Genomic DNA, 16,144 nt, shown 5'->3' with positions numbered 1-16,144 from the left:
TAAAAGTAATCGGATTGTTTTTTATTCTTCCTCATCAGTTGTGTCTACTACCTCTACTTTTTTAAATAATAAATTATGCTTTTTAACTGCGATCTGTACACTATTGAGGCTTGCATTTTCTAGTTTTTTGACGTCACTTTCTTCTACTTGAAAATCTATTTTTGTAATGTTTCTGCCTTTTAAACGCGAGCGATCAGATTCAAACTCTGGCATGTCAGAATCTAATTGTAATTCAAAATTATCTCCACTAAACGTAAGTTTTGCACCTGTTTTACATTTCACATTAAGCTGACCAACAATTACAGTTTGAAAAAAGTAGTAACCACCTAACTCATTTAAACCTGCAAAAAGCACATTATGTTCTGCGACACCATAAGGTTGGTTTTCAACTTCTCTTATTATAGCTTCAACGCTGTCTTTAGTTTTAGATTGTGATGATGAATTGCCAAATATTTTAGATAACGAGAATGCCATAAGTGCTATTTTTTCTCAAAACTAAACTTATTACGGTAAATGTCAAATTTTATTGTTGGTTGCTAGTTGCTTGTTGCCAGTTGCTAGTCTTCAGTCTTCGGTCTTCAGTCTTATCTAGTGTCTTGACTCTTCGGTCTTCAGTCTTCAGTCATCTTTTATCATATTCGCAAATCTTTGGTCTAAATTCGGAATTCATAAATCATTGACTATCTTTGCAACTTCAAATAAAAGAAAACACAATGCAAGACGGTTTATACGCAAAATTCAACACTACAAAAGGTTCAATTTTAGTTAATTTAGAGTTTGAGAAAACTCCTGGAACAGTTGGAAATTTTGTGGCATTAGCAGAAGGAAATTTAGAAAATTCGGCTAAACCACAAGGAAATCCATATTATGATGGCTTAAAATTTCATAGAGTCATTCCAGATTTTATGATTCAAGGAGGATGTCCTCAAGGTACTGGTACAGGTAATCCTGGTTACAAATTTGATGATGAGTTTCATCCAGATTTAAGACATTCTGGTCCTGGTGTTTTAGCCATGGCTAACTCTGGTCCTGGAACTAATGGTAGTCAGTTTTATATAACACATGTCGCTACAGATTGGTTAGATGGTAAACATACTGTTTTTGGTAATGTTGTTGAAGGGCAAGATGTCGTAGATACAATAGCCCAAGGTGATACCATAGAAAGTATAGAGATAGTAAAGCAAGGTGCTGCGGCAGAAAAATTTAATGCAATAGAAGCGTTTAGAACTTTTGAAGGTTCTCGTGAAAAACGTATTGCGGCAGAGCGCGAAGCAGCAAAGGCCGAGTTAGATAAATTAGCAGCTGGGTTTGATGAAACTCAATCTGGTTTACGCTACAAGGTAATTCAAAAAGGAGACGGTAAAAAAGCGGAAAAAGGAAATATGGTTTCTGTTCACTATAAAGGACAATTAGCCGATGGAACTGTTTTTGATTCATCTTACAAGAGAAATTCGCCATTAGATTTTCAAGTCGGTATTGGTCAAGTAATTCCTGGTTGGGATGAAGGTATTTGCTTATTAAACGTAGGCGATAAAGCGCGCTTAGTAATTCCTAGTGATTTAGGTTATGGTGCTGCAGGTGCTGGAGGTGTAATTCCACCAAATGCCACTTTAGTTTTTGATGTAGAACTTATGGACGTTAAAGGATAAAACCATCGTTTTAACGTAACAAAATTTATATAAAATCGTCTCACTTATAGTGAGACTTTTTTTTGCTCAAAAATGAACCAAACCAATCTTTATGAAAACGAAATCATTTTTATTTTTGTCAATTTTAGCCGTGTTATTTATCTGTTGTTCTGGAAACGTAGAATATCCTGAAACATTCAAAAGTGAAACTTCAGGTGGTTACCTTTATAATGAAGATGATTTAATAAAGGTATATTATGAAAATGATAAGCTTTTTCTAAATTGGCGAGGTGGTAAAATAGAGCCTGTTGTTTTATCTCAAAATGAATTTTTTGTGGCAGATATGTATAAGAAATTTAAGTTTGTACAACACCCAAAAACAAAAGCACGGTATTTATCTGTTATATCTGAGGATGACCCAGCCAATACAACGTACGATTATCTTAAAGTGCCAAAGGGTTATAAAACACCAAGTCTTTATCTTAAAGAAGGAAATTATGACAAAGCACTAGAAGGGTATCTAAAAATAAAAGCAAAAGATTCTACAAGCCATTTTATTGACGAATGGGATTTTAATAGTATGGGTTATGGTTATATTAGAAAACATCAGTATCCTAAAGCCATTGAAATTCTAAAAATCAATGCAGCACTTCATCCTAATAGTGCTAATGTTTATGATAGTTTAGGTGAAGCTTATATGTTAAACGGAAATGATCGTGAGGCTTATATAAATTTCAAAAAAACACTTGAGATTTATCCGGAAAACAAGAAAGCGAAACGGTTTGTGAAGGCGAATAAAGATAAATTCGAAAATTAAGCATCTGACTTTCTTATCTTAAATAATTACGTTAAATTGGTGTTTAACCAATCCAAAACTTATGAAACAAAAATTACTTTTTATATTATTCGTAATTGGTAATGTTGTTGGCCTTTTTGCCCAAGCTTACATTACTCCAGATACAGGTTTAACGTATACTCTAGATGACCTTGTGACGGCTAGTCCGGCTACAATTTCTGTTTCTGGCACAACTTATACGTTAACTGATGATCTCACTATTTCTGCATCTGATGTTTTTAGTATGGATACGGAAGCGACTCTAGAGATCGGTGCAGATGTTAGAATTACCATTTTTGGAAGCATGACGGTAACTGCTCCGAGTTTTACATTCACTGCTATAGATTCAAATGCACCTTATGAAGGCTTTAGATTTGAAGAATTTTCTGTGATCGATATTCAAAATGCGACTATTGAATATGGTGGCGGATTACGTGTTCTTACTGAAACCTTTACTATAAATAATTGTATAATAAGGAATAATGTTTCTGGTGTATCTACTGGTGCTGTGATTTCGCTGTCTAGAGGAATGGCTCAAATAACGAATAATTCAATAACCTTTAATGATACGCCAGCCATTAGTTCTGGAGCTACCAATATGGTATCTGCATATATTTTTAATAATTATATTGAAGGTAATAATCAAGAAAATTCTAATAGACCACAAATTAATATTGGTACGACCTTAGCTACAGAGCCGCTGCAAATAATTCAGAATACTATAATAGGTGATCGAAATTTAAATATGGTAGGAGGTATTGCCGTTTCTAATTTTGTAGGAGGCGCTATCAATGCCATTATAGATGATAATACTATAACAGATAATCGTTATGGCCTAACCATTCTTGGTAATAATGCCTTGGCTTATATTAGAAATAATGTTATTGAAGATAATGATACGCAAGGCATTCCTTTGCAAGGAGGAAGTGGCATTTCGTTAAATACATCGTCGGCTGGATTAGAAGTTATAGCAAGTGGCAATGAAATCCGAAGAAATTTATGGGGCATTACAGTAATAGGAGAGGCGTCTATTAATTTAGGTGACAATGTAGATAATACTGGGCAAAATGTATTTGATAATAACGGAAATGGAGGTGTAACATATGCGCTTTATAACAATACAAGTCATCCGATAATGGCTATGCATAACTGCTGGGATGAAACTAATGCGCCAAACACCCTTGCAGATGCCGAAGCTGTAATTGTGCATGCTAACGATGATGTGTCTCTTGGATTAGTGACGTTTGATCCCGTTAATTGTGCGTTTTTAAGTGTAGATGATTTTGCTTTCGATATGTTGAAACTTTATCCTAATCCTAGCAATGGTAATTTAAATTTAGAAAATAATACGAGTTATCAATTCATGCGTGTTTATAGTATTGAAGGCAAGTTAATTACAACAAAGGCGCTTCAATTTGGTTCTACAGAAATGCATCTCAATTTAAAAACAGGGATATATGTATTAGAATTTGAAGGTGTTAATTCTAAAGCTATAAGGAAGCTAGTAGTAGAATAATAATTTTTAACCCTATTCTCAGCATAATGATTTAAGGCTTAGAGTTTATAAAAGTTAAATTTAGCGAAGCACTAATTTTTTAACAATCTCTTTATTAAGTGACTCATTGAGCATTTTTATAATTTTGTCAGTGCCATAGCTTAATTCTTCGCGCAACACACTAGAACTTAATTGTACGTAAAGCGTTTCATGCTTAAGTTCTATTGCGGTTGTGTAGTTGTTTACGCCATTACCCATAAGATTTGCCCAAGCTTCACGCACATCTACTTTATCTAAGCCAGACTGTAAGTTGTTAGTCTGTACAAATTCTTTTAGAATATCTTGTATTGGTTGGTTATCGTTATTTCGTTTTGCCATAGTGTAAAGTTACTTAATTATTAAGTAAATGAATGAACTGGTTCTAATACTTTGAAAATAAAATGTTTAAGTTGTAGAGAGCCTCTAGTCTTGTAGCTCTAATTTTATGGATTCATAGCGTTTATATAAATAGATATTGTCGTCTTCATTGAGGATGCGTAATTGTTTGTTGTCTGCGTTTAAAACGGTTTCACTCCAATTGGCGTAAGGTGTAGAATAGTGAATGATTACCTTATTGTCTTCAATCTTTAAAGCTATTTGTTCGGCATCACTTGAGGTAAAATAAGTATCGTTAATTCCTGGTTTTAGTTTTTTTCTAAACCCTTTTAAGCTGTCATTGATAGATAGATAATCAATGGTTTCATTGAATTTGTATTCTTTTTTGCTGCCATCTGCTAAGGTAACTTCTTGGATTTCCCAATAGCCTTCAATGTGTTCTATAAAACGTTCAGGGTTTTTAGAGCAACTCAACACGAATACACTTAGAAGGGTAAAAAAAATAGATTTGAAATTCATTAGAAGGTTTAACGTACCAAAACAATCAGCAATTGTACTTTTAAATCTGTTTTTTTCTATCATAACTTAAACATTTTATAAGATTGATGGGTTTGTTTTATAACCTCTTCAGTACGTTCTGCATGTGTATCACTTATAAAGATTTGTCCAAAATGTTCATCATCTACTAATCTAATAATTTGGGCGACTCTGTTTTCATCGAGTTTATCAAAAATATCATCTAAAAGTAAAATAGGCGCTACACCACTTTGTTGTTTTATAAAATCAAATTGGGCGAGTTTTAAAGCAATTAAAAACGATTTTTGTTGCCCTTGACTTCCAAATTTTTTAATCGGAAAATCATCAATTAAAAATACTAAATCATCCTTGTGTGTACCAACACTTGTGTATTGTAAAGCTTTGTCTTTATTGATGTTTTGTTTAAGTAAATCTATAAGATCTGCATTAAACAAATCACTTTTATACTTAAGATCTATAGCTTCCTTACTTTGACTAATGACTTCGTAGCGCGATTTAAAAATTGGTATAAAGGTTTGTAAAAAGGCATCTCGTTTTTTAAAAATTTCACTACCATACGCACTTAATTGGTCATTATATACGGCTAGCGTATCTGCATTAAATGTGTTGTTTAGGGCAAAATATTTTAAAAGCGCATTACGCTGAGACAATACTTTGTTATAATTAATTAGTTGGGCTAAATAGCTTTTATCACTTTGGGAAATAACACTATCTATAAATTTGCGTCTGGTATCGCTGCCCTCTATAATTAAATCGCGATCTGCTGGAGAAATTATAACCAATGGTATAAAACCGATATGCTCACTAAATTTATCGTAAGCTTTATTATTTCGTTTTATTATCTTTTTTTGTCCGCGCTTAAGAGACACAATTATTTTTTCATCACGTTCGTTTTTTGTTAATCGTCCATCGACTACAAAATAATCGGCATTATGATTTATATTCTGAATCGCAATAGGATTAAAGTAACTTTTACCAAAAGCTAAATGGTAAATAGCGTCTAAGGCATTTGTTTTTCCGATGCCATTTGCACCAACAAAACAGTTGATTTTGACGTCAAAATCGAAAACCTGAAATTCAAAATTTTTATAATTAGTTAACGTAAGTGTGTTTAGATTCATGAAAAACGAACGATTTCCTTGATTTTACTGATGTAGAAAAGCTTTTAGGTCTTAAAATTAATTATTCAAAAATAACAAATAAATAGGCTTTTAAATCCCAATAAAAATTTTATTTTTGCGCACGCACAAAATGACAATTTATGGCAACGTATAATAAAAGAGGCTACAAACCAAAAACTAAAAAAGAACAGGTAGAAATTGTTGAAGAAGAATCAACAACAGCTGAGGTATTTAATTCTTTAGATGAAGGAGCTTCCAAAGCAGAAGAATGGGCTGTAAAAAACCAAAAGTATATTATTGGTATCGTCGCTGCGATAGCATTAATTGTTTTAGGTTATATGGCATACAATAATTTTGTTGCTGAGCCTAAGCAAAAAGAAGCAATGAACGAAATGTACACTGCGAAGAAATATTTTAACGACGCTGTTAATGGTGTTTCTTCAGATTCTTTATATAGAATGGCTTTAGATGGTGGTGAAGGTAAATATGGAATGCTAGATATTATTAGCAATTATAGCGGAACACCTGCGGCTAATTTAGCGAACTATTACGCTGGTATGGCGTATTTAAATTTAAAAGATTACCAAAATGCAATCACGCATTTAGATAATTTTTCTGGTAATGACAAAATGTTAAACCCAATTGCTAAGGGTGGAATTGGTGATGCCTTTGTGCAATTAAATCAATCAGATAAGGCTTTAGAATATTACGAAAATGCTTTTAAAGCTAATGTTAATGATTTTACAACACCTTTATATTTACTAAAAGCGGCTAAGGTTGCAATAGAATTAGGCGATAATAGTAAGGCTTTAGGCTATTTAACACGTATCCAAACTGAGTTTTCTACGTCTAATGAAGTAAAAGATGCAGATATATTAATAGGAAAAGTAGAAGCAAGCTTATAGTTTATGGCAACTGCAAATCATAATTTATCGAATTACGATAAAGCTACAATCCCAAACGCGAAAGATTTTCGGTTTGGGATTGTTGTTTCAGAATGGAATGATAACATTACGGAAGGTCTTTGGCAAGGCGCTTTTGATGCCTTAATAGATTGTGGCGCATTAAAGGAAAATATTGTGCGTTGGAATGTACCTGGAACTTTTGAGCTCACTTATGGTGCGGCAAGAATGAGCAAAAGTATTTATGCAGATTCAGGAATGTTAGATGCTATTATTGTCATTGGTTGCGTTATACAAGGCGAAACCAAACATTTTGATTTTGTTTGTGAAGGTGTTACTCAAGGTATAAAAGACTTAAATCTTAAAGGTGATATACCTGTTATTTTCTGTGTACTTACAGATAATACTATGCAACAATCTATAGATCGCTCTGGCGGAAAACATGGTAACAAAGGTACCGAAGCTGCTATAGCTGCGATAAAAATGGCAGATTTACGTAAGCAATCTTTGTAGTCTTCAGTCTTCAGTTTTCAGTCTCAGTTTTCAGTCTACAGTCTACAGTCTCAGTCAGTAGTGAAACGTTAAACAAGACTTGTAATTAGTTCACAGTATAGTATTTGTTGAAATATGTTTTATAACAAAGAAGATTAAAGTTATTTCGCTCCAATCTTGTTTCAATAGTTTTTAGCAAACCGCAAACCGCAAACCGCAAACCGCAAACCGCAAACCGCAAACTGCAAACGCTTCCCAACTCTGGCATTCTTTTTGTTAATAATTTTAAAGAATCCTTAAGGCATTTTTCCTTGTATTTTCAGTACTTTTGAGATTAATCAAGTTTAATTTACAAGTCATTTGTTTAATCAAAGAAAAAATAAACGATTTACTTATAAATCTCGACTTCAGGATTCCAATATTGATCAGTCGAAAGTCGACTTTGAAACTAAGTGGAGTGAAGCTAATGGCAAGAGTAAACGCAAAAGAAATGTGTTTGCGTCGTTGCCAGTTTTAGTTTCAATCTTAATACTAGTTTTTATATTACTTTATATTCTAGAAGGATATATAAAATAAGAGAATTATGGGATTATTGAAATTGAAAAAAAACCGTAAGTATAATTATAAGCCACGTTATTATAAAGGTGAAGGCAGTCCATTTGAGCTTAAACACAAATTTGATGATCAGAGAACAACGGTAAATCCTGCAAAAGGAATAAAAGGTAAACTTAATGCAGCTATTGATGATTATAAGCATAATCAAGATACAAGTGTTAATAAACGTGTTCTTATCATTATTGCCGTTTTAGTGTTGTTGTTTTTATTTATAATCGGTTTTGATTTATCTATATTCCGCCCAAATAGCTAATGTCAGATATTATTCAACTTTTACCAGACCATGTTGCGAATCAAATTGCAGCTGGTGAAGTGGTGCAACGTCCTGCTTCAGTAGTTAAAGAACTATTAGAAAACGCAATTGATGCCAACGCAACAGAAATAAAACTCATTGTTAAGGATGCTGGTAAAACCTTGGTACAAGTTATAGATAATGGAAAAGGCATGAGTGTTACAGATGCGCGATTAAGCTTTGAGCGCCATGCCACATCTAAAATTAGAGCTGCTGAAGATTTATTTCAACTCAGTACCAAAGGCTTTAGAGGAGAAGCGCTTGCGAGTATTGCTGCCATTGCTCATGTAGAATTAAAAACAAAGCAAGAAGATAATGATTTAGGCACTGTGCTCGTTATAGAAGGTAGTGAAGTAAAATCCCAAGACGTTTCTGTGACACCTACAGGAACTTCGGTAGCTGTAAAACATTTATTTTTTAATATTCCGGCAAGACGGAATTTTTTAAAATCAGATACTGTGGAATTACGTCATATTACAGATGAATTTCATCGTGTGGCTTTGGCGCATCCAAATATTGCATTTTCTTTTTACCACAACGGAAGCGATTTGTTTAATGTGCCGCAAGGAAATTATAGACAGCGCGTCGTTCATATCTTTGGCACAAAAACAAATGAAAAATTGGTGCCTGTTGAAGAAGAAACAGAAGTGCTAAAAATTTCAGGATTTGTGGGCAAACCAGAATATTCTAAGAAAACGAAGTCTGAGCAGTATTTTTTTGTGAATCAACGCTTTATTAAGAGCCCATATCTTAATCATGCCATTAAATCGGCATTTGAAGGATTGTTAAAAGATGGTTATCATCCTAGTTATTTTTTGAATCTCACTGTAGATCCTAAATCTATTGATATTAATATTCATCCTACAAAAACAGAGATTAAGTTTGATGATGAACACACGCTGTACGCTATTTTACGTTCTGCAGTGAAACATAGTTTAGGGCAATTTAACATTGCGCCAATCTTAGATTTTGAACAACAAAATGGTTTTGATACACCTTATGATTTTAAAAATAAGTCGGCTGCTGCGCCTTCAATAGAAGTTGATAGAAGCTTTAATCCGTTTTCTGATGATTCTCCAGAACACCCAGTGAAACGATCATATAATGCTGAAGGATTTAAATCGGCACCAGCAGCATCGTGGGAAAGCTTATATGTAGGTTTAGAGTCTAAAGGGAATAATACGCACTCTGATTTTAGTGAAGTGACTTTTGAGAGTGACTCTAAAAATGAGTCTATTTTTAGTGATTCAACCATAGAAACGACTAAGACTACATTTCAACTTCAACAAAAATATATTGTAAGCACTATAAAATCTGGAATGTTAATTATAGACCAGAATAGAGCACATCAACGTATCTTGTATGAAAATTTCTTAAAGCACATTACGATTCAAGAAGCAACAAGTCAACAATTGTTATTTCCATTACAATTACATTTTACACCAAATGAAGTTAAAATAATTGAAGACTTAAAAGCAAATTTGGAGCATACTGGTTTTGTGTTTTCGGAGTTAAATAAAAAAGAAGTAAAAATAACAGGTGTGCCTGTAGGTGTACCTGAAAGTGAGGTTTCTATTATTTTAGAACAGTTAATAAGTGATGTGGAAAACGATGTGCCAGATACAAATTTTAGCACTTCAGATTTATTAGCAAAATCAATGGCTAAGAGTTTGGCAATAAAAAATGGTCAGTCGTTAAATAGCACAGAGCAAGAACATATGGTAAATAGTTTATTTGCCTGTAAGGAACCCAATGTATCACCAACCAATAGACCAACGTTTATTACAATGGCTGTAGATGATATAGAGAAAAAATTTATGTAAGGTATGAGATTTAATATTACAGATGCAGTAAAGCATTTAATTATTATAAACGTCGTGATGTTTGTTGGTAAACTAACGCTTGGCGATGGTCATTTGTTTGATGAATTGTTTACGATGTATTTCCCAACCAACGATTTGTTTAAGCCTTGGCAAGTGGTGACACACATGTTTATGCATGGAAGTCCTGCGCATTTACTTTTTAATATGTTTGCATTATGGATGTTTGGAACACCTGTGGAGCAACGCTTAGGTACTACAAAGTTTTTGTTTTTATACTTTTCGGCAGGTTTTGGAGCGTTGATGTTTCAGCTAGGCTATTATTATTTCGATTTTTATACTGCAATGCAACCCTTAGCAGATTTAAATATAAGTAATGAATTGTTGCATAATATAATGAACATTAATGCCATTGATGGCGATATGATTAAAGGAGAAATCTTGCAAGAAAAAATGATTCCTCTATTAAATGAAGCCCATTTCAATACGTCAATTTCTGGACCTCAATTTAGTGCATTATTTGATTTAAATGTGCTCAACTTAAGTGCTATGGTTGGTGCATCTGGCTGTATTATGGGTATAATGGTTGCCTTTGGTATGATGAATCCTAATGCAGAATTAATGATGATTTTTTTACCAATACCCATAAAGGCAAAGTATTTTATACCTGGAATAATTATTTTAGATATCATTTCTGCATTTACAGGGCAATCCTTCTTTAGTCCTAGTAATACAGCCTATATGGCTCATGTTGGAGGTGCGGTTTTAGGTTTTATAGTTATGTGGTATTGGAAAAAAAAGGAAAAAGATACATACCGTTGGAATTAAGATGAGTACAGTTGAAAATTTAAAATATAGATATAAAAACTTAGATGTTTTTGGTAAAATTATTGCCATTAATGTTATCGTGTTTTTAGTTGGTTTGGTGCTTCAATCTGTGTTGCGCATAGACCTATTCAATTATTTTGAATTACCATCTGGTATCATGGATTATGTATTTCAGCCATGGTCTTTAATTACATATGGTTTTTTGCATAGTGGCCCTTTCCATTTGGTATTTAATATGTTATTTCTTTTTTATTTAAGTAGAGTGACTACCAATCTTTTTCGATCAAAAATGATTCTTAATATTTACTTTTTAGGAATTATTTGTGGTGGTTTGGCCTATTTGGCTGTTGCCAACCTTATTCCATTAAATTTTATAGGTAAAAATGATGTCTTAGTTGGTGCATCTGCAGGTGTTAGTGCGTTGTTACTATTTGTAGCAGTGTACATACCCAATACTGAAATAAGATTATTTAATGCTTTCAATGTAAAATGGAAACATATTGCAATGGTTATTGTAGGATTGGATTTATTCAGAATGCTGTCTGGTCTTAATCAAGGTGGTTATGTAGCACATTTTGGTGGCTATTTGTTAGGATATATCTATGCTACTAAATTACTGAAAGGTACAGATATTGGCTTAGGTTTTGAACGCTCTATGGATAGTTTTATGAGTTTGTTTAAACCAAAATCTAATCTAAAAACGGTACATCGTAAAACGAATAAAAAGGAATACGCTGGCAAGACTAAAGAAGAGTTTAATTCGTTTAATAATCAAAAGAAAATAGATTTAATACTAGATAAAATTAGTAAAAGTGGTTACGAAAGTTTAACGAAGGAAGAGAAGGCGTTTTTGTTTAAAGCTGGTAAATAAAACAATAGTGAAAGGATTAAAATTTGGTAGTAAGATTTTGTTTCTCATCAATTCATTGGTGGCATTTCTATTGCTTATCTCATACGTTTTACCCTATATACCTCCAAAGCGCTTTGCTACGCTTTCCGTTTTAAGTTTAGGTGTGCCTTTACTGATTATTCTTAATGTGCTATTCTTTATATTTTGGCTGTTACGCGTAAAAAAACAAATGTTGTTATCGCTAGTTATCTTACTGTTAGGTTGGAATTATATTAGTTCAATGTATAAGTTTTCGGCATCAGCAGCAGTTTCAGATCCCGACAACTTTACTGTGATGTCCTTTAATGTAAGATTATTAAATAAGTACGGTTGGTTGCCGAGTAAAACAATAAAAGAAGAGGTCATTAAATTGGTCACTAAAGAGGATCCAGATATTATGTGTTTTCAAGAATACCGAAGAGGAAATGCTATAAAATTAGATGGTTACTATAGTTTTAATGCTACGTATACTTCGGGTATAAAAGGAGGACAATCAATTTTTTCAAAATACCCTATAATTAATTCGGGTTCTTTAGAGTTTCCTGATACGTATAATAATGCGATTTTTGTTGATATAGTAAAGCAAAAAGATACCATTAGAGTGTATACCTTACATTTACAATCTTCAGGTATTGCTACAGATGTTGAGCATTTAAAAAATGAAACCTCAGGGCATTTATTTAAGCAAGTAGGTTCTACATTTAAGGCGCAACAAGATCAAGTAGATTTGTTTTTAGCGCATAAGGCCAAATCACATTATAAAACTATTGTAACAGGGGATTTTAATAATACAGCTTATTCTTATATTTATAGAAAGATAAAAGGAGATGATTTAAAAGATACGTTTGAAGAAGCGGGTAATGGTTTTGGTAGAACTTATGATTTTAAATTTTTCCCTATGCGAATTGATTTTATATTGTGTGAAGAAGATTTCACGGTTAATGGTTTTAAAACCTTTGACGTAAAGCTTTCGGATCATTATCCAATCAAAGCAACATTAAAACTACATTAGGCAGCAATCGGTAATATCTGCAATAATATGAATAGTTAATCCTAAGCCTAAAAGTCGTGTTTTTTTAGGGATTAGCAATATTAAATAAACTACTATAGCATAATAGGAGTGGAGTGGATGAAAATTGATACTACAACGGTTTGGAGCAAAAATAGGGTCGGCCAATAAATGATCTAAATCTATTAATATGCCTAAAATCATGATGCAATAGGCTTTTAGCCAAAATGCTTTGAAAAATAATAGTGCTATGACTAATGGTAAGCCGAAATGTATACCATAATGAATTATGGGTTGAAGCATATTTTAGTTGTTAATGACTATATTTTGTTTTTTGAGATACATCTCTGCGTTTGGCCCTTCATTAAATAAGAGATCTAAAACACTGAGATTAGAAATATACCCATGTTTTTCTGTAAATACTTGCGTATAGGGTTGTAGGTTTTTAATCTCAATATTCCGTTTAACCAAGTGTCTAAAATCACAAATTTCTTCTGGTGCCTTATTAAAAGTTGTGGTATGTATTGGTCTAATATTTGTTTGAAAACAATTTTGAAGCAATGCAAAACATTCTAAATTAAAATCTAAAATGAAATCAAATTTCTTCTCAAAAAGAGGCCTTAAGTCATCAATATAAAATTCAAAAAAAGGAGACATGCGGTAAGCGGATTGTAAGGATTTTAAATGAAGCACTTGCCATTGCTCTTCGTTTGCAATTTTTACATCTTTATATAATTTTCTATTCTTTTGAGAATAGCGCACTGGTACTGTTAACGCTAATTTACCGTTAGCGCCATAAATTTCCATACGATTTCTGTAGGATTGCTTTTGGTAATTGTCACAGACTTCAAAATAAATAAGGTCTGAATTTACAATTGCCGAAGCGTGCGCAATATTTGGGAAATAGGTTGGATGTATTAAACGATTCAAAATTTAGCTTTCCTTTTCCTTTTTCTTTTTACGCCATTTATTGAAAAACGTAATACCTAGAACTAAAACGATAAAAGGTATGAGGTAAGAGGTGCGTTCACCACTGCCACTTACGGTAGTGAATATACGATCCCAACGTGGTCTCCAATTCTTAATGCCTTCATTGATGCCGTCAATACTCATCCAGATAAATACAGGCTTTCCAAATACATGGTTATAAGGCACAAATCCCCAATATCTACTATCAATAGAATTGTGTCTGTTGTCACCCATCATCCAATAATAATCTTGTTTAAAAGTATAAGAGGTTGCTGGTTGATCGTCAATAAAAATTTGATTCCCTCTAGTAACAACACTATGGCCTTCATATTCTGAAATGGCACGTTTATAAATAGCTATGTTGTCCGTATGAAGTTGAACTGTAGCTCCAGCTTTAGGAATCCACATTGGCCCAAAGTTATCTACATTCCATTTGTAATTAGGATCTCTTGGGAAAATTTCGCCATCTACACCAGCAGGTGTTTTAATGGCCGTTATAGAAGCAACTTCAGGATGCGATTTTAGTTTAGAGATAGCCTCTGCTGTAGCAGCAGGAATTCTGTAAGAGCCTTCAACGGTTCCATAACCTAGACCATCTGTAATATCGTATTTTTTTAATATTTCTATTATTCTAAAGGGCTGTAACTGTCTTTTAAAAACAATATCATAAGAAAACTGAATATGTGCTCTAGGTGGTAATTTATTTTGTTCGCCATTGATAAAAACATAACCATCTCTTATTTCTAATGTATCACCAGCAACACCAACACAACGTTTTACTAAATTGGTTTTTTTATCGATTGGTTTGTAATAGTTACGGTCTGGATCAAATTTATCCATTCTCAATAATGTGTCAGCCGGTTGGTTAAATACTACAATATCATTACGTTCTATGCTTTCAAAACCAGGTAGTCTAAAGTACGGTAACTGTAGTTTGTTTTTCCACGATGTGTTTCGGTCTTCAAAATTATCATCAAACAAATACGATTTTGTATTTAATTTTGGAATGGTATCATGTACCATTGGAGCACCTACAGTTGTCATTGGTACTCTTGGGCCATAATGCAATTTACTTACAATAAGAAAATCGCCAACTAGTAATGATTTTTCTAAAGACGATGATGGGATTACAAAGGGTTGAAAGAAATAGGTATGCACTATTGTTGCCGCTACAATGGCAAATAAAATAGATGTTATCCATTCACCAGCAGATGTTTTTGGTGTTAATTTTCTGTTTTCAATATAGTTGACATCTGTCGCATAATTTAAATAATAGAGATAGAACCCTAATGTTACAATACACAAAAGCGCATCTATTTTGGTGTCTTTACCAAAAGCACGTGCAGTTTCTACCCAAACAGCAGGTATCATAATTAAGTTTACAATTGGTAAAAACATTAATATAACCCACCACCAAGGACGCGAAATTATTTTTAATAATATCACAGCATTGTAAATAGGGACAAAGGCTTCCCAAGCTTTACGGCCAGCTTTAATATATAATTTCCATGTGCCTAATCCATGAATGATTTGTATAACGAGTAAAAAGATAAACCACTGTGTCCAGCTCATAATGCAATATTTAATCTATATAGGTTGAAAATTATTTCAATTTGTTTCAAAACTTTGGCAAATTAACCAATGTTTAACACATCTTTCATGGTGTAGACGCCTTTTTTGTCTTTAATCCATTCTGCAGCAATTACGGCTCCCATGGCAAAACCTTGTCTGCTATGAGCTGTATGTTTAATACTTATAGAATCGATTTGAGAATTATAGGTAACTTCATGCGTGCCTGGAACGTCTTTTATTCTTTTAGCGTCGATGAATATTTCGTTAGACTTTGGTTGGTCAATAGTCCAGTTGGTATACTTAGTATGTTGTATGACGTCCTCTGCTAATGTAATGGCTGTACCACTTGGCGCATCGAGTTTTTGAGTATGATGAATTTCTACCATTTCTGTTGAATACTCATCAAAGCCAGACATTAATTCACTTAATCTTCTGTTTATTTCAAAAAAGATATTGACGCCTAAACTAAAGTTAGATGCATAAAGAAATGTGCCATCCTTGTCGTTACAATATGCTATAACGTCATCATAGTGTTCTAGCCAACCTGTTGTTCCCGAAATTACAGGAATTCCTGCATCTAGAGCTTTCTTAATATTAAACACAGCAACGGAAGGAATGCTAAAGTCTATAGCGACATCTGCATTTTTAAAATCATAATCATCGTCTTTATCAGAAATCTTTAAAGCAATGCTATGACCGCGATTTACAGCAATAGCTTCAATGCTTTTGCCCATTCTACCATAACCGAGTAGTGCTATTTTCATA

18 protein-coding genes are annotated in these 16,144 nt (G+C 33.2%); 10 read left to right on the top strand and 8 right to left on the bottom strand.

Translation table 11 applies throughout. From position 1 onward, the window contains the following. Window positions 1-21 precede the first annotated feature (21 nt). Window positions 22-474 carry a hypothetical protein gene (locus HNV08_RS10775; RefSeq protein ID WP_173281323.1) on the bottom strand — a complete coding sequence of 151 codons (453 nt, stop codon included), beginning with the start codon at window positions 472-474 and terminating at the stop codon, window positions 22-24. 239 nt (window positions 475-713) lie between these two features. Between HNV08_RS10775 and HNV08_RS10770 the strand changes: the two genes are divergently transcribed. From HNV08_RS10770 to HNV08_RS10760, 3 genes are all read left to right on the top strand, one after another. Next, window positions 714-1,649 carry a peptidylprolyl isomerase gene (locus HNV08_RS10770; protein WP_173281322.1) on the top strand — a complete coding sequence of 312 codons (936 nt, stop codon included), beginning with the start codon at window positions 714-716 and terminating at the stop codon, window positions 1,647-1,649. 91 nt (window positions 1,650-1,740) lie between these two features. After that, the gene (locus HNV08_RS10765; RefSeq protein WP_173281321.1) at window positions 1,741-2,445 is read left to right on the top strand and encodes a tetratricopeptide repeat protein; all 705 of its coding nucleotides are present in this window, start codon (window positions 1,741-1,743) and stop codon (window positions 2,443-2,445) included. Between the two features lie 61 nt (window positions 2,446-2,506). After that, the gene (locus HNV08_RS10760; protein ID WP_173281320.1) at window positions 2,507-3,979 is read left to right on the top strand and encodes a T9SS type A sorting domain-containing protein; all 1,473 of its coding nucleotides are present in this window, start codon (window positions 2,507-2,509) and stop codon (window positions 3,977-3,979) included. Window positions 3,980-4,039: 60 nt separating this feature from the next. On the opposite strand, the gene HNV08_RS10755 is transcribed toward HNV08_RS10760, so the two are convergent. The 3 genes from HNV08_RS10755 to recF form a co-directional block, all read right to left on the bottom strand. Next, the gene (locus HNV08_RS10755) at window positions 4,040-4,336 is read right to left on the bottom strand and encodes a DUF721 domain-containing protein (protein WP_173281319.1); all 297 of its coding nucleotides are present in this window, start codon (window positions 4,334-4,336) and stop codon (window positions 4,040-4,042) included. Window positions 4,337-4,420: 84 nt separating this feature from the next. Next, on the bottom strand, window positions 4,421-4,915 hold the full coding sequence (locus HNV08_RS10750) for a lipocalin family protein (protein WP_241697211.1): 495 nt from the start codon (window positions 4,913-4,915) through the stop codon (window positions 4,421-4,423). Continuing rightward, on the bottom strand, window positions 4,912-5,991 hold the full coding sequence (gene recF, locus HNV08_RS10745; RefSeq protein WP_173281318.1) for a DNA replication/repair protein RecF: 1,080 nt from the start codon (window positions 5,989-5,991) through the stop codon (window positions 4,912-4,914). The genes HNV08_RS10750 and recF overlap by 4 nt, the downstream gene beginning before the upstream one ends. A 140-nt stretch (window positions 5,992-6,131) precedes the next feature. Between recF and HNV08_RS10740 the strand changes: the two genes are divergently transcribed. From HNV08_RS10740 to HNV08_RS10710, 7 genes are all read left to right on the top strand, one after another. Next, on the top strand, window positions 6,132-6,896 hold the full coding sequence (locus HNV08_RS10740; protein ID WP_173281317.1) for a tetratricopeptide repeat protein: 765 nt from the start codon (window positions 6,132-6,134) through the stop codon (window positions 6,894-6,896). Window positions 6,897-6,899: 3 nt separating this feature from the next. Then, complete coding sequence (ribH, locus tag HNV08_RS10735) at window positions 6,900-7,406, top strand: 6,7-dimethyl-8-ribityllumazine synthase (RefSeq protein WP_173281316.1); 507 nt, start codon at window positions 6,900-6,902, stop codon at window positions 7,404-7,406. 562 nt (window positions 7,407-7,968) lie between these two features. Continuing rightward, entirely contained in the window at window positions 7,969-8,253 is a 285-nt protein-coding gene (locus tag HNV08_RS10730) for a riboflavin synthase subunit beta (RefSeq protein ID WP_173281315.1), read from the top strand. Beyond that, a complete protein-coding gene (gene mutL, locus HNV08_RS10725; RefSeq protein WP_173281314.1) occupies window positions 8,253-10,115 on the top strand; it encodes a DNA mismatch repair endonuclease MutL in 1,863 nt (620 codons plus the stop codon). Before HNV08_RS10730 ends, mutL begins: the two co-directional genes overlap by 1 nt. A 3-nt stretch (window positions 10,116-10,118) precedes the next feature. Further along, window positions 10,119-10,940 carry a rhomboid family intramembrane serine protease gene (locus HNV08_RS10720; RefSeq protein WP_173281313.1) on the top strand — a complete coding sequence of 274 codons (822 nt, stop codon included), beginning with the start codon at window positions 10,119-10,121 and terminating at the stop codon, window positions 10,938-10,940. Between the two features lies 1 nt (window position 10,941). Beyond that, complete coding sequence (locus tag HNV08_RS10715; RefSeq protein WP_173281312.1) at window positions 10,942-11,811, top strand: rhomboid family protein; 870 nt, start codon at window positions 10,942-10,944, stop codon at window positions 11,809-11,811. 7 nt (window positions 11,812-11,818) lie between these two features. Further along, on the top strand, window positions 11,819-12,841 hold the full coding sequence (locus HNV08_RS10710; protein WP_173281311.1) for an endonuclease/exonuclease/phosphatase family protein: 1,023 nt from the start codon (window positions 11,819-11,821) through the stop codon (window positions 12,839-12,841). Here the strand turns inward: HNV08_RS10710 and HNV08_RS10705 are convergent. From HNV08_RS10705 to dapB, 4 genes are all read right to left on the bottom strand, one after another. After that, the gene (locus HNV08_RS10705) at window positions 12,833-13,141 is read right to left on the bottom strand and encodes a DUF6122 family protein (protein ID WP_173281310.1); all 309 of its coding nucleotides are present in this window, start codon (window positions 13,139-13,141) and stop codon (window positions 12,833-12,835) included. The genes HNV08_RS10710 and HNV08_RS10705 overlap by 9 nt on opposite strands. Window positions 13,142-13,144: 3 nt before the next feature. Then, window positions 13,145-13,768, bottom strand: a complete 624-nt coding sequence (locus tag HNV08_RS10700; protein ID WP_173281309.1) for a WbqC family protein — start codon at window positions 13,766-13,768, stop codon at window positions 13,145-13,147. 3 nt (window positions 13,769-13,771) lie between these two features. Beyond that, window positions 13,772-15,379, bottom strand: coding sequence for a signal peptidase I (gene lepB, locus HNV08_RS10695; RefSeq protein ID WP_173281308.1), 1,608 nt, complete (start codon window positions 15,377-15,379; stop codon window positions 13,772-13,774). A gap of 62 nt (window positions 15,380-15,441) precedes the next feature. Beyond that, the gene (gene dapB / locus HNV08_RS10690; RefSeq protein ID WP_173281307.1) at window positions 15,442-16,143 is read right to left on the bottom strand and encodes a 4-hydroxy-tetrahydrodipicolinate reductase; all 702 of its coding nucleotides are present in this window, start codon (window positions 16,141-16,143) and stop codon (window positions 15,442-15,444) included. Window position 16,144: the final 1 nt, after the last annotated feature.

The sequence above is a fragment of the Winogradskyella eckloniae genome, from assembly GCF_013249045.1.
Classification (GTDB): Bacteria; Bacteroidota; Bacteroidia; order Flavobacteriales; family Flavobacteriaceae; genus Winogradskyella; species Winogradskyella eckloniae.
This window is presented reverse-complemented; position numbering and strand designations above follow the sequence as displayed.

Excerpts from the sequence above, each read along its gene's own strand:
- HNV08_RS10775 (WP_173281323.1), bottom strand. The coding sequence starts at position 474 with ATGGCATTCTCGTTATCTAAAATATTTGGCAATTCATCATCACAATCT.
- HNV08_RS10770 (WP_173281322.1), top strand. The coding sequence starts at position 714 with ATGCAAGACGGTTTATACGCAAAATTCAACACTACAAAAGGTTCAATT.
- HNV08_RS10765 (WP_173281321.1), top strand. The coding sequence starts at position 1,741 with ATGAAAACGAAATCATTTTTATTTTTGTCAATTTTAGCCGTGTTATTT.
- HNV08_RS10760 (WP_173281320.1), top strand. The coding sequence starts at position 2,507 with ATGAAACAAAAATTACTTTTTATATTATTCGTAATTGGTAATGTTGTT.
- HNV08_RS10755 (WP_173281319.1), bottom strand. The coding sequence starts at position 4,336 with ATGGCAAAACGAAATAACGATAACCAACCAATACAAGATATTCTAAAA.
- HNV08_RS10750 (WP_241697211.1), bottom strand. The coding sequence starts at position 4,915 with ATGATAGAAAAAAACAGATTTAAAAGTACAATTGCTGATTGTTTTGGT.
- recF (WP_173281318.1), bottom strand. The coding sequence starts at position 5,991 with ATGAATCTAAACACACTTACGTTAACTAATTATAAAAATTTTGAATTT.
- HNV08_RS10740 (WP_173281317.1), top strand. The coding sequence starts at position 6,132 with ATGGCAACGTATAATAAAAGAGGCTACAAACCAAAAACTAAAAAAGAA.
- ribH (WP_173281316.1), top strand. The coding sequence starts at position 6,900 with ATGGCAACTGCAAATCATAATTTATCGAATTACGATAAAGCTACAATC.
- HNV08_RS10730 (WP_173281315.1), top strand. The coding sequence starts at position 7,969 with ATGGGATTATTGAAATTGAAAAAAAACCGTAAGTATAATTATAAGCCA.
- mutL (WP_173281314.1), top strand. The coding sequence starts at position 8,253 with ATGTCAGATATTATTCAACTTTTACCAGACCATGTTGCGAATCAAATT.
- HNV08_RS10720 (WP_173281313.1), top strand. The coding sequence starts at position 10,119 with ATGAGATTTAATATTACAGATGCAGTAAAGCATTTAATTATTATAAAC.
- HNV08_RS10715 (WP_173281312.1), top strand. The coding sequence starts at position 10,942 with ATGAGTACAGTTGAAAATTTAAAATATAGATATAAAAACTTAGATGTT.
- HNV08_RS10705 (WP_173281310.1), bottom strand. The coding sequence starts at position 13,141 with ATGCTTCAACCCATAATTCATTATGGTATACATTTCGGCTTACCATTA.
- lepB (WP_173281308.1), bottom strand. The coding sequence starts at position 15,379 with ATGAGCTGGACACAGTGGTTTATCTTTTTACTCGTTATACAAATCATT.
- dapB (WP_173281307.1), bottom strand. The coding sequence starts at position 16,143 with ATGAAAATAGCACTACTCGGTTATGGTAGAATGGGCAAAAGCATTGAA.